The following is a 13,502-nucleotide window of genomic DNA, read 5'->3' as shown; positions in this document are numbered from 1 at the left end:
AGTGGCCCGAAGTACCCATCGCCCTCGTCTCCGGTGACCGCCGTGCGCGCCCGACTGGCGGATCTTTCGGATTATGTCCCCGTCTACGCCGATGTTCCCGCAGCGGCCGCGGCAATCGGAGACGGAACGCGCCGCTACCGCCACCGCGTCCGCGAGTCGTTCGACGCCCACCCCGCCAGCGTGAACGCCGCCCTGATCTCCGTGCACGAGCACCTGGTGGCCTGGTCGATGCGCGACAAGATTCCGGTTGCCTGCACTGTGACAACCGTTTTCGCCGAGAACGCGCTGAGCCACACCGGCGGCGGATTCGACCTTCGGCTGGAAGGCGCCGGCAACGAACTGGTCGTCGCGGTCTCCGATTCCAGCCGTGCCTCGGCGGTTCGACGGGAACGCCCGGCCGGGCGCTGCCCCGGTGGTCTGGACATCGTCTCGTCGCTCTGTGGGCGCTGGGGCAATACGCCGGCACCCAGCGGCAAGACGGTGTGGGCGCGCATCGGGCCCGCGGACACCTTCGCCGGAAGCGGCGGGCGGTCTCGCCGGCCGGCGCCTCAGGCGGCGTCGTGGAAGATCAGCCCGAGCGCGTAACGCTCGCCGGATCGGACCACGGACAAGCCGTGCCGCACCGCCGCGGCCGACCATCCCCGCGCCGAGGGCACCGGCCGGTCCCGGGTGGTGAAGAGGTAACCGTGGCCCTGCGGCAACTGCGTTGCGGTGCCGCGTGACTGGGCCCGGGCCCGCTGCTCGACGAGCATGAACTCCCCACCGGTGAACTCGCTCCCAGGATCGCTGAGGTCGATCACCACTTGCAGCGGAAACACCAAGTCGCCGTAGAGGTCTCGGTGAAGTGCGTTCCAGTCACCGGTCTGGTATTTCAGCATCAGGGCCGTCGACCGGTTCTGGCCGGCGGCGTGACACAGCTGCAGCCACTCGTCGAGGGTGTCCGGCCACGGCGCTTCGCGGCCCAGCTTGCCCCACCAGTTCCGGGCGATCGGCAACAGTCGTGGATACAGCGCCTGCTTGAGCTGCTCGATCGGCTCCGGGTAGGGGGCATGGAAGTAGCGGTACCGACCGGAGCCGTAGCGGCGTGGACCCATGTCGACGGTGGACCGGAACAGCTCGTCGGAGTCGAATGTGGCGCGGATCCGGCGCGCCTCGGCGACGGTCAGCAGTCGCGGCAGCAACGCCCCGCCGAAGTCGTCGACGGATGCGGCGATCGCCTCCCAGTCGCCGCTTTCGACACGCTTCGACCATCGATCCGTCGGCATCAGCTGCGGCCCTCCTTCGCCCTCAACCTGTAGACGATAGGGACGGCCGGGATGTGAGGGCGGGTGAAAGCCGTTGGCCTGCGGATTCCGCAGCGAGTACGGTGTTAGCGCGGACGAGTTGGCCGGGCGGCCGCGGCTGGGGCTCATGCAGCTCCTGTCGAGGAAAGTCCGGACTTCGCAGAGCAGGGTGATTGCTAACGGCAATCCGAGGTGACTCGCGGGAAAGTGCCACAGAAAACAAACCGCCACTTATCAAGGTGGTAAGGGTGAAACGGTGCGGTAAGAGCGCACCAGCATTCCGGGCGACCGGAGTGGCTAGGCAAACCCCACCCGAAGCAAGGTCAAGAAGGCCGCACTACGGTGTGGTCGCGCAGGCGCCTGAGGGCTGCTCGCCCGAGCCTGCGGGTAGACCGCTCGAGGCACCCGGCAACGGTGTGTCCAGATGGATGGTCGCCGCCGTGTCATCGACACGGGACAGAATCCGGCTTACAGGCCAACTCGCCCGCCCTGTCAGCGCGACAGCTTGCGTACCGCTTTGAGGAGCTTGCTCAGCGTCGGCTCCAGCTGCCGCCGGCTCTCGGCCGCGACATCGCCCTCGCGCTGATAGAGCAATCCGTAGGTGAAGGTGTCCTCGCCGGCGGCGTGGGCGGTGTCGGCCTGTTCGCGGAGATGCTCACGGCTGACCACGCTGTCCTGATGATCCCCGAGCACTGACTGCAGCTTCTTGGCCCTGGCGGACACCTTGCCGTTGCCGGTGGCATCGGCGGTGTAGCGAAGCCGCTTGGCCCGCTTGCGGATTCGGTGGATGGCGTCGTCACGGTCGGCGCCACCGGGTGCCTGCCGGGCCGCTTTCGCGGCCTTGCGTACTTTCTTACCCGCACTGGCAACGGTCGCCGGCGCCGACTTCCGGCCGGCCGACGGAGGCTGCGCGATCAGCGCGTCGAGCGCATCGAGCAGCCGGAAATAGCGCGGTAAGCGCATGGCCGCCAACGCATGCCGCAGGCCGGTCCGGTAGCGCTGTTCCGCGCCGCCGACCAGCCGCTCGCGGATCGGCCCGCGGATCAGCTCCGGCGGCACGTCGTCGAGGGCGCTGCGATAACGATCGGCCAGTACCTCGGCGTCGCGGGCGACCCCCAGCACGTTGCCCAGCTCGCGCAGCTCGTCGATCACCGGCGCGTCTTTGGTGAGCCCGAACGACTCCGGCGAGGCCTGAAGCAGGCTGCGGATCTTGCGGGCCGTCACCCGCATCTGGTGGACGGCGTCGTCGGCATCCGCGCGTACCGCGCGGTCCCACGCCAGCAGCTCGTCGATCTGTTCGGCCAGCGCCCGGTGCAGGGGATCGGCCGGCAGCTTCGGCACAGCCGTCTCCAGCACCCGCGCGAGCTTCGAGCCGTGACCGGCCGGTTTCGCGCCCGCGTCGAACAGCCGCTCACCGACCCGTTCCAGCAGATCGGTGTCGGAGCCGTCGCCGACGAGCTCGACTTCCCATTCACGCCAGCGTTGTTGGGCGAGTTCACCATCGGGACCGCGCCCGGCGGTGACCCTGTCGTCGCAGAACTCGGCGACGACGGCGTCGTCGGTGCCGTGGAGCACGTGGACCTGACGGATGGTGCTGATCCGGGCCACCGGCTGCACCGGGCGATCGCGCACGACCGCCAGCACGACGTCCAGCAGTGCGCCCGGTGGTTGGTCACCGTCCAGCGGCGCCCGCACTTCGGTCCGGGCCCCGTCGCCCGCCGGCAGTTTCAGATGCCAGCCCGCGTCGGGACCGCCGGTACGGCGGCGCAGCGTGATCCGGTTGGACGCCAAGTCACGCCCAGCGGTGTCGAAGTAGACGGCATCCAGCGTTTGCGTCCCCGACCGTGCCACCCGGCCGACCCCGGCGAGCCCGTCGAAGGAGGGCGGCCGCGTCGAGGCGTCGACGTCATACTTGCGCTCGACTTCGAGGTGGCGAGACGGGCCTTCGGCGGACATTGCCGTCACTGTGCCACGCGGCGGCGTCCGCCAAACCGGCGGATCAGAAGCTGTGCTCGTCGTCGGGGAACTCCCCGGACGCCACCTCGTTGGCGTATTGCGTTGCCGCGCGCTGCAATTCGCCACCGACATCGCCGAACCGCTTGACGAACTTGGCAGTCTTGCCGCTGGTGAGCCCGGCCATGTCCTGCCACACCAGGACCTGGGCATCGCAGTTGCGGCCGGCGCCGATCCCGACGGTGGGGATGGTCAACTTGCCGGTGATCTGGGTGGCCAACTCGGCCGGCACCATCTCCATGACAACGGCGAACGCACCGGCCTCGGCGACCGCGATCGCGTCATGGATGGTCTGCTCGGCGGCGTCGCCGCGGCCCTGCACCCGGAAACCGCCCAGGGAGTTGACGCTCTGCGGGGTGAAGCCGATGTGGGCCATCACCGGAATGCCGGCCGCGGACAGCGCGGCGATCTGCGGGGCTACCCGCTCGCCGCCCTCCAGCTTGACCGCGTGCGCGCCGGCTTCCTTCATGAAGCGGATCGCGACGTCCAGCGCGGCGGCGGGGCCGGCTTCGTAGCTGCCGAACGGCAGATCCGCGACGACCAGCGCGTGCGGCGCCCCGCGGACAACCCCACGAACCAGCGGAATGAGTTCGTCGACCGACACCGGAACGGTCGTGTCGTAGCCGTAGACGACGTTGGCTGCAGAATCGCCGACCAGCAGCACCGGGATGCCGGCGTCGTCGAAGACGCGCGCGGTCGAGTAGTCGTAGGCCGTGAGCATGGCCCACTTGTGGCCTTCGGCCTTCATCTTCTGCAGGTGGTGGACGCGGGTCTTGGCCCGCGGAGCGGTGTTCGAGGAAGCGTGGGCGCCATAAACAGTCTGTTCAGACATCATTGTCCCTAGTGGTGGTCGTTTCGATCCTCGAGGCCCATCCGGGTCCCCGGGTTCGTCTGACCCGACCAGTGTGCCACTTCAGGCCCATCGGGTGGATAGCAGGCCCAGTGGATTTCCTCACACCACTGCCCATCGCGCGATTCCGGTGCCGCCCCTTGGCGGCGGACATACCATCGGCCCATGCAGCGCCTCAGCGGACTCGACGCCAGTTTCCTGTATCTCGAAACCCCTGCGCAGCCGTTGCACGTCTGCTCGATTCTGGAGGTCGACACCTCGACGATGCCGGGCGGATACACCTTCGACCGGTTACGTGACGAACTGGCGCTGCGGGTCAAGGCGATGCCGCAGTTCCGCGAGAAGCTGGCCGACAGCGTATTCAACCTGGACCACCCGGTCTGGGTGGACGACAACAACTTTGAAGTCGCCCGCCATCTGCACCGGATCGGCTTGCCGCCACCGGGTGGGCGCAACGAGCTGGCCGAGATCTGCGGCCACATCGCGTCACTGCCGCTGGACCGCACCCGTCCGCTCTGGGAGATGTGGGTCATCGAAGGCGTCGCGGGCACCGACGCTCAGCAGGGCGGTCGGCTGGCGGTCATGACCAAGGTGCACCACGCCGCGGTCGACGGCGTGACCGGCGCCAACCTGATGTCGCAGCTGTGCAGCACCGAGGCGGACGCGCCCGCGCCGGACCCGGTCGACGGTGTCGGGGGCGCCAACGACCTCGAGATCGCGGTGACCGGCGCGCTGAAATTCGCGGCCCGGCCGATCCGCCTCGCCAACGCGCTGTCCGACACCGCATCGACCGTGGTCAAGACGGTGTTGCGGGCGCGCAGCGGCCAGACGATGGCACCGCCGTTCGCGGCGCCGCGGACCGCGTTCAACGACAGCATCACCTCGAACCGCAACATCGCCTACGCGCAGCTCGACCTCGGGGACATCAAGAAGGTCAAGGACCACTTCAACGTCAAGGTCAATGACGTGGTGATGGCGCTGGTCTCCGGTGTGCTGCGCCAATTCCTAATGGACCGCGGCGAACTACCGGACTCGTCGCTGGTGGCGATGGTGCCGGTGTCCGTGCACGGCAAGTCGGATCGGCCTGGGCGCAACCAGGTTTCGGGCATGTTCTCCAGCCTGCAGACCCACATCGCCGACCCGGCCGAGCGGATCAGGGCCATCGCTGACGCCAATTCGGTTGCCAAGCAACATAGTTCGGCAATCAAAGCCTCGTTGCTGCAGGACTGGTCACAGTTCGCCGCGCCCGCGGTGTTCGGCGTGGCAATGCGGGCCTACGCGCGGACCAGCCTCACCAAGCGGATCCCGGTGCACAATCTGGTGGTGTCCAACGTGCCCGGGCCCCAGGTGCCGCTGTATTTCCTGGGCGGTGAGGTCAAGGCGATGTATCCGCTGGGGCCGATCTTCCAGGGCTCCGGGCTCAATATCACCGTGATGTCGCTGACCGGCAAACTCGACGTCGGGATCATCGCCTGCCCGGAGCTGTTGCCCGACCTGTGGGAGCTGGCCGACGATTTCGCCGTCGGCATGGAAGAACTGCTGCTCGCGACGCATTAGCCGCCCCAGTGCCCTGGGCGCCGCATCGGCGCATGGCAGCATGTGTGACATGGGGACCCCTCGCCGCGGCAAGTTCGCGCGCATGATGCTGCTCTGGACCGCGATCGCCGTCATCGCGGTGACAGCGTCCAGCTGCACACAGGTGGTCAAGGGTCGTGCGGTGATGTACGGCCCGAAGGTCGGGCAACCGGTGGAGTGGGGACCGTGCCGGCTCGCGGGAAGCGGCGGGCTGCCCGCCAAGCTGCCCAGCGGCGTGCAGTGCGGAAAGCTCGCGGTTCCCGTCGACTACCGGCACCGCAACGGCGACGCGACCACACTCGGGCTCGTTCGCTTTCCGGCGACCCGGGACAAGATCGGCTCGCTGGTCATCAACCCCGGCGGCCCGGGGGAGTCCGGCATCGAAGCCGCGGTCGGGCTGGTGCAGTCGTTGCCGCCGCAGATCCGGGAACGCTTCGACCTGGTCGGGTTCGACCCGCGCGGGGTGGCGTCGTCGCGGCCAGCGATCTGGTGCAACTCCGACGCCGACAACGACCGGCTGCGCACCGAGACACAGGTCGACTACAGCCCGGCGGGCATCGCGCACATCGAGCAGGAGACCAAGGAGTACATCGACCGCTGCGTCGCCAAGATGGGCAAGAAATTCCTGGCGAACGTCGGAACCGACAACGTCGCAAAGGATTTGGACGTCATCCGGGAAGCGCTGGGCGACAGCAAGCTGACGTTCCTGGGTTACTCCTACGGCACCCGGATGGGCGCCGCGTACGCCGAGGCGTTCCCCAAGAACATCCGGGCGATGATCCTCGACGGCGCCATCGACCCCAATGCCGACCCCGTCGAGTCAGATCTTCGGCAGGCCAAGGGTTTTCAGGACGCCTTCAACAACTTCGCGAAAGACTGCGCCAAGTCGCCCACCTGTCCGCTGGGTACCGACCCCGCCAAAGCGGTCGACGTCTACCACGATCTGGTCTATCCGCTGGTCGACAAGAACAACCCGATGCGCAGCATTCCGGCCCGCACCAAGGACCCCCGCGGGCTGAGCTACAGCGACGCCATCATCGGCACCATCATGGCGCTGTATTCGCCGACTTTCTGGCACCACCTGACGACCGCGCTGACCGAACTGTCGCGCCATCGCGGCGATGTGATGCTCGAACTGGCCGACCTCTACATGCGCCGCGACAAGCGCGGCCACTACAACAACTCCACCGATGCCCGCGTCGCGGTGAACTGCGTAGACCAGCCGCCGGTCAAAGACCGCGCCAGGGTCATCGACGAGGACCGGCGCTCGCGCGAGGTCGCGCCGTTCATGAATTACGGCAAGTTCACCGGCAACGCCCCGCTGGGAACGTGCGCGTTCTGGCCGGTGCCGCCCACCAGCAAGCCGCACTCCATCTCGGTGTCCAACCTGACGCCCACGCTGGTGGTCTCCACCACCCACGACCCGGCGACGCCGTATCAGGCCGGCGTCGACCTGTCGAAGCAACTCAAGGGCGGGCTGCTCACGTTCGACGGCACCCAGCACACGGTGGTGTTCCAGGGAAACAGCTGCATCGACGACTATGCGACCGCCTACCTCCTCAGCGGTACCGTGCCGTCCAACGGGGCCAAGTGCTAGCGCCGTCCGCGGACGGCTTCCAATACGGCGTTTCACGACCGCGCGCTCGATAACGAGACCAAGGTGTGACCAATGGGATCACGGCCCGTGGCCGACGCATGCCACGATTGACCACCATGTGGCGCATGAGACCGATGAGTTCAGCGCTGCTCTCCCTCCTGCTCTCCGCATCGGCCGCCGTCGTCGCAACACCGTGGTCCGGCGCCACGCCCGGATACGGCGCGGGCCCGACGCCCAGCCCGGCCGCGCCGCAGCCGTCCTCGGTGCAGCAACTGAACTGGGGGAGTTGCAGCCAGGTCGTCAAAGCCCCCGGTGACGTCCCCACCGCGCAGTGCGGGGTCGTCGAGGTACCGGTCGATTACGCGAATCCGACTGGCGCACAAGTGCAGATCGCCGTGATCCGGATTCCGGCGACCGGTCCGCGAATCGGTGCGCTGTTGGTCAACCCCGGCGGGCCGGGGGCGTCGGCGGTCGACATGGTGGCCGCGATGGGGCCCGCGCTCGCCGACTCCGAAGTGAGCCGGCACTTCGACCTGGTCGGGTTCGACCCGCGCGGCGTCGGCCATTCGACGCCGGGTGTGCGCTGCCAGACCGACGCCGACTTCGACGCCTTCCGTCGCGAACCGATGGTCGACTACAGCCCGCAGGGTGTGGCGCACATCGAGCAGATCTACCGGCAGATCGCGCAGCGGTGCGTCGCACGCAACGGGTCGGCCTTCCTGGCGAACGTCGGAACCGCGTCCGCCGCGCGCGATATGGACGCGGTGCGCCAGGCGCTCGGCGACGACGAGATCAACTACCTGGGCTACAGCTACGGCACCGAGCTCGGAACCGCCTACATCGAGCGCTTCGGCGACCACGTCCGGGCGATGGTGCTCGACGGCGCCATCGACCCGACCATCGGCCCGATCGACGAACTGGTCAACCAACAGGCTGGTTTCCAGACCGCGTTCAACGACTACGCCGCCGACTGCGCCCGCTCGACCGATTGCCCGCTGGGCACCGACCCCAACCAGTGGGTTGCGCGCTATCACCAGCTGATCGACCCGTTGGTGACCAAGCCCGCGGTGACCTCGGATCGGCGTCAGCTCGGCTACTCCGACGCCATCACCGGCACGATCAACGCGCTCTACACCCCGCAGTTCTGGAAGTACCTGACCAGCGGACTGCTCGGTCTGCGTCGCGGCGCCGACCCGGGTGACCTGCTGACGCTGGCCGACGAGTACTACGGGCGCGACGACAAGGGCCACTACAACAATTCCCAAGACGCGTTCAACGCGATCCGCTGCGTCGACGCGCCCGAGCCGACCGACCCGGCGGCCTGGGCCGACGCGGACCGGCGGATTCGTCAGGTCGCGCCGTTCTCGTCCTACGGCCAGTTCACCGGTCACGCGCCGCGCGACCTGTGCGCGTTGTGGCCGGAGCCGCCGACCTCCTCGCCGCATCCGGCAGCCCCGGTCGGGCCGGGCAAAACGGTCGTGGTGTCCACCACGCACGACCCGGCCACGCCCTACCAGGCGGGCGTGGACCTGGCCCGCCAGCTCGGCGCCAACCTGATCACGTTCGAAGGAACCCAACACACCGTGACGTTCAACGGGAACGAGTGCGTCGACTCGGCGGTGACCCGCTACTTGGTCGACGGCACCGCGCCGGGAAACTTACGGTGTTAGGCAGCGCTGGTAACACAAACTTAACGCTGAATGCATACTGTTCCAGGTATGGATCGACAAAAGGAATTCGTGCTCCGCACGCTGGAGGAACGAGACATCCGATTCGTCCGGTTGTGGTTCACCGACGTGCTCGGTTTCCTGAAGTCTGTCGCGATCGCGCCCGCTGAGCTCGAGGGCGCCTTCGAAGAAGGCATCGGCTTCGACGGATCGTCGATCGAAGGTTTCGCCCGCGTCTCCGAGAGCGACACCGTGGCGCACCCCGACCCGTCGACGTTCCAGGTGCTGCCCTGGACGACTCGGACGGGCCACCACCATTCGGCCCGGATGTTCTGCGACATCAAGATGCCCGACGGCTCGCCGTCGTGGGCCGACCCCCGCCATGTCCTGCGCCGTCAGCTAGGCAAAGCCAACGATCTGGGCTTCTCCTGCTACGTGCATCCCGAAATCGAATTCTTCCTCCTCGAATCGGGCCCAGAGGACGGTTCGGTGCCCGTTCCCGCCGACAACGCCGGCTACTTCGATCAAGCGGTGCACACCGCGTCGAACTTCCGCCGGCATGCCATCGATGCGCTCGAATCCATGGGTATTTCGGTGGAATTCAGCCACCACGAAGGCGCCCCGGGTCAGCAGGAGATCGACCTTCGCTTCGCCGACGCCCTCTCGATGGCCGACAACGTGATGACCTTCCGCTACCTCATCAAGGAGGTCGCGCTGAACGAGGGCTCGCGAGCGACGTTCATGCCCAAGCCGTTCGGCCAATACCCCGGCTCGGCGATGCACACCCACATGAGCCTGTTCGAGGGCGAGGTCAACGCGTTCCACAGCCCTGACGATCCGTTGCAACTCTCCGATGTCGCCAAGTCGTTCATCGCCGGAATCCTCGAGCACGCCAGCGAAATCAGTGCCGTCACAAACCAATGGGTCAACTCCTACAAGCGGCTGGTGCTCGGCGGCGAGGCCCCCACCGCGGCCTCCTGGGGCGCGGCGAACCGCTCGGCGCTGGTCCGCATCCCGATGTACAGCCCGCACAAGACCTCGTCGCGTCGCATCGAGGTGCGCAGCCCCGACTCGGCCTGCAACCCGTATCTGGCGTTCGCCGTGCTGCTCGCGGCCGGGCTTCGCGGCGTCGAGAAGGGTTACGTGCTGGGCCCGCAGGCCGAGGACAACGTCTGGGACCTCACCCCGACCGAGCGCCGAGCGATGGGCTACCGGGAACTGCCGTCCAGCCTCGACGAGGCGCTGCGGGCGATGGAGGGTTCGGAGTTGGTCGCAGAAGCGCTGGGGGAGCACGTCTTCGACTTCTTCCTGCGCAACAAGCGCACGGAGTGGGCGAACTACCGTCGCCATGTGACGCCGTACGAACTGAAGACATACATTTCGCTCTAGCCGTGGCGGTGATTAGGACGCATCCAGATCTAAAGCCATCTGCGCTACCGTCGAGGACGTGAACCAACCAGTGACGGCACGGTCGAAGGTGCCCGGCCTCGGCCGCCTCGGGTTGGTCGACGGCCGCGCCAGCGCCAATCTGGCTCAGCTGGGCTGGAATACCGAAGAGCGCGTCGAAGTGCTGTGGTCCTTGTCGCGGGCGCCCGACGCCGACGCGGCGCTGTCCGCGACGGTCCGGCTCGCCGAGGCGCTGGGTGACAAATGGGGAGAGCTCAACGAGGCGCTGCTGGCCGATCGTTGCCTGCGCGGACGGCTTTTCGGCGTGCTCGGGTCGTCGCTGGCGCTGGGCGATCATCTGGTTGCCAACCCGCAGGCCTGGCGTTTGTTGCAGGGCGACGTCCGGCTGCCGTCGGTGGAAAAGTTGCGAGCTGAGTTCGCCCAGTGTGTGGCCGAGCCCCCGACCGCCGCCGGGTCGGTGGTGTGGCGGCTGCGCGCGTTGTACCGCAACCGGCTACTGGTGCTGGCCGCGATGGACCTGGCGCCGGTCGTCGAAAACGAGCCGGTGCTGGAGTTCCGCGAGGTGGGCGCGCATCTGGCCGATCTCGCCGACGCCGCACTGGGTGCGGCGCTCTCCGTCGCGGAGGCCACCGTCTGCGGTGACGAGCCGGCCCCGCGGCTGGCGATCATCGCGATGGGCAAATGCGGTGCGCGCGAACTGAATTACGTCAGCGATGTCGACGTCATCTTCGTCGCCGAGGCGGTCGATCCGGTGTCGGCGCGCATCGCCGGGGAGCTGATGCGGCTGGCCTCGGAGGCCTTCTTCCAGGTGGACGCCGGGCTGCGTCCGGAAGGTCGCCACGGTGAATTGGTCCGCACCCTCGAGTCGCACATCGCGTACTACCAGCAGTGGGCCAAGACCTGGGAATTCCAGGCGCTGCTCAAGGCGCGCCCGGCCGCCGGCGATGCCGAGCTGGGTAAGCAGTACATCGACTCGCTGATGCCGATGGTGTGGAACGCCTGCGAGCGTGAGGATTTCGTGCGGGAAGTCCAGGCGATGCGCCGGCGGGTCGAACAGTTGGTGCCCGCTGATGTGCGCGCCCGCGAGCTCAAACTGGGCAGTGGTGGGCTGCGCGACGTCGAATTCGCGGTGCAGCTGCTGCAGCTCGTGCACGGCCGCAGCGACGAGTCGCTGCATGTGGCGTCGACGGTCGATGCGCTGGCCGCGCTGGGGGCCGGCGGCTACGTCGGTCGCGACGACTCGGCGAATCTGACCGCCTCCTACGAATTCCTCCGGCTGCTCGAGCACCGCCTGCAGTTGCAGCGGCTCAAACGCACCCACATGCTGCCGCCGCAGGACGACGACGAGGCGTTGCGCTGGCTCGCCCGGGCAGCCCATGTGCGGCCCGACGGCAGCCGCGACCGGCTGGGGGTGTTGCGTGACGAGCTCAAGCGGCACCACATGCGGGTGTCGAAGCTGCACGCCAAGCTGTTTTATCAGCCGTTGCTGGAATCCCTTGCGCCAGAAGGCCTGGAGTTCTCGCAGGGCATGACCCCGGCAGCTGCGGAGCGCCAGCTGGCCGCACTCGGCTACGAGGCGCCGCAGAGCGCGCTGACCCACCTGTCCGCGTTGATCAATCAGAGCGGCCGCCGGGGACGGGTGCAGTCGGTGTTGCTGCCGCGGCTGCTGGACTGGCTGTCCGACACCCCCGACCCCGATGGCGGGCTGCTGGCCTACCGCCGGCTCAGTGAGGTGATGGTCTCGCAGCGCTGGTATCTGTCGACGTTGCGTGACAAGCCTTCGGTGGCAAAGCGATTGATGCATGTGCTGGGCACCTCGGCCTACGTTCCGGAGCTGCTGATGCGCGCGCCGGAGGTGGTGCAGAACTACAGCGACGGGCCATCCGGGCCCAAGCTGCTCGACGTCGATCCCGACGCGGTCGCCGGTGCGCTGGTGGCTTCGGCCGGGCGGCAGAGCGATCCGGTGCGCGCGATCGCGATCGCGCGTTCGCTGCGCCGCCGCGAGTTGGCCCGCATTGCGTCGGCCGACCTGCTGGGCATGCTCGACGTCACCGACGTGTGCGCGGCGCTGACCGCGGTGTGGGTCGCGGTGCTGCAGGCCTCCCTGGACGCGGTGATCAAAGCCAACCTGCCCGACAGTGGTGAGGCCCCCGCCGCGATCGCGGTCATCGGGATGGGCCGGCTGGGCGGCCGCGAGCTCGGTTACGGATCCGACGCGGACGTGTTGTTCGTCTGCGAGCCGGCCGCTGGCGTCCAGGATTCGAACGCGGTGAAGTGGTCGGTGACGGTGGCCGAGCAGATCCGCGCGCTGCTGGGAACTCCCAGTGCCGACCCACCGCTGGAGGTCGACGCCAACCTGCGCCCCGAGGGACGCAGCGGCCCGCTGGTCCGCACGCTCGCGTCGTATGCGGCCTACTACGAGCAGTGGGCGCAGTCGTGGGAGATCCAGGCGCTGCTGCGCGCGGACGCGGTCGCCGGTGACGCGGAGCTGGGCCGGCGGTTCCTGCACATGGCGGACAAGACGCGCTACCCCGCCGGCGGGGTGTCCAACGAGACCGTCCACGAAATCCGGCGGATGAAGGCACGCGTCGACTCCGAGCGACTGCCGCGCGGCGCGGACCCGAAGACACACACCAAGTTGGGGCGCGGCGGTCTGGCCGACATCGAGTGGACCGTGCAGCTGCTGCAGCTGCGCTACGCCAGCGAGTTCCAGTCGCTGCACAACACCTCGACGCTGGCGAGTCTGGACGCCGCCGCAGATGCCGGGCTGATCAGCACCGAGGACGCCGACCTGCTGCGCGACGCCTGGCTGACCGCGACCCGGGCCCGCAACGCGCTGGTGCTGGTTCGCGGCAAGCCCACCGACCAGCTGCCCGGGCCCGGGCGCCTGCTCAACACGGTCGCGGTGGCCGCGGGCTGGGCCAAGAACGGCGACGGCGGCGAATTCCTGGACAACTACCTTCGCATCACCCGGCGCGCAAAAGCTGTCGTGCACAAAGTCTTTGACGAGTGAGTCCGCCCCGGTAGCGGGACGTCGAATGCCACGGTGTTAGTAAAGACATAACGGTCGGCTGCCGACGAGGCCCGCCACTGAGGTCAGGAGGCGGGGT

Annotated in this window: 9 protein-coding genes and 1 other RNA gene; 7 read left to right on the top strand and 3 right to left on the bottom strand. The window is 68.1% G+C overall.

Features of this window, described 5'->3' with window-relative positions; all coding sequences use genetic code 11:
- Positions 1-42 precede the first annotated feature (42 nt).
- Positions 43-585, top strand: a complete 543-nt coding sequence (locus tag CYU59_RS15680; protein ID WP_292991201.1) for an ATP-binding protein — start codon at positions 43-45, stop codon at positions 583-585.
- Here the strand turns inward: CYU59_RS15680 and CYU59_RS15675 are convergent.
- A complete protein-coding gene (locus CYU59_RS15675) occupies positions 549-1,265 on the bottom strand; it encodes a 2OG-Fe(II) oxygenase (protein WP_292991199.1) in 717 nt (238 codons plus the stop codon). The genes CYU59_RS15680 and CYU59_RS15675 overlap by 37 nt on opposite strands.
- 114 nt (positions 1,266-1,379) lie before the next feature.
- On the opposite strand from CYU59_RS15675, the gene rnpB reads away from it, so the two are divergent.
- Positions 1,380-1,770, top strand: an RNA gene (gene rnpB / locus CYU59_RS15670) — RNase P RNA component class A.
- 5 nt (positions 1,771-1,775) lie between these two features.
- On the opposite strand, the gene CYU59_RS15665 is transcribed toward rnpB, so the two are convergent.
- A complete protein-coding gene (locus CYU59_RS15665) occupies positions 1,776-3,239 on the bottom strand; it encodes a CYTH and CHAD domain-containing protein (protein WP_292991197.1) in 1,464 nt (487 codons plus the stop codon).
- 43 nt (positions 3,240-3,282) lie between these two features.
- On the bottom strand, positions 3,283-4,128 hold the full coding sequence (gene panB / locus CYU59_RS15660) for a 3-methyl-2-oxobutanoate hydroxymethyltransferase (RefSeq protein WP_292991195.1): 846 nt from the start codon (positions 4,126-4,128) through the stop codon (positions 3,283-3,285).
- A gap of 183 nt (positions 4,129-4,311) precedes the next feature.
- Between panB and CYU59_RS15655 the strand changes: the two genes are divergently transcribed.
- The 5 genes from CYU59_RS15655 to CYU59_RS15635 all read left to right on the top strand — a co-directional run bounded on the left by CYU59_RS15655 (position 4,312) and on the right by CYU59_RS15635 (position 13,405).
- Positions 4,312-5,703 (top strand): wax ester/triacylglycerol synthase family O-acyltransferase, encoded by a 1,392-nt coding sequence (locus tag CYU59_RS15655; protein WP_292991193.1) that lies wholly within the window; start codon positions 4,312-4,314, stop codon positions 5,701-5,703.
- 49 nt (positions 5,704-5,752) lie between these two features.
- Positions 5,753-7,318, top strand: coding sequence for an alpha/beta hydrolase (locus tag CYU59_RS15650; RefSeq protein ID WP_292991192.1), 1,566 nt, complete (start codon positions 5,753-5,755; stop codon positions 7,316-7,318).
- Between the two features lie 116 nt (positions 7,319-7,434).
- Entirely contained in the window at positions 7,435-8,988 is a 1,554-nt protein-coding gene (locus CYU59_RS15645) for an alpha/beta hydrolase (RefSeq protein WP_292991190.1), read from the top strand.
- Positions 8,989-9,036: 48 nt separating this feature from the next.
- A complete protein-coding gene (gene glnA / locus CYU59_RS15640) occupies positions 9,037-10,374 on the top strand; it encodes a type I glutamate--ammonia ligase (protein WP_292991188.1) in 1,338 nt (445 codons plus the stop codon).
- A 58-nt stretch (positions 10,375-10,432) separates the two neighbouring features.
- The gene (locus tag CYU59_RS15635) at positions 10,433-13,405 is read left to right on the top strand and encodes a bifunctional [glutamine synthetase] adenylyltransferase/[glutamine synthetase]-adenylyl-L-tyrosine phosphorylase (protein WP_292991186.1); all 2,973 of its coding nucleotides are present in this window, start codon (positions 10,433-10,435) and stop codon (positions 13,403-13,405) included.
- Positions 13,406-13,502 lie beyond the last annotated feature (97 nt).

The organism is Mycobacterium sp. (assembly GCF_002863225.1).
Taxonomy (GTDB): Bacteria; Actinomycetota; Actinomycetes; order Mycobacteriales; family Mycobacteriaceae; genus Mycobacterium.
Note: the sequence above shows the minus strand (reverse complement) of the source record. Positions and strands in the feature narration are given on the sequence as shown.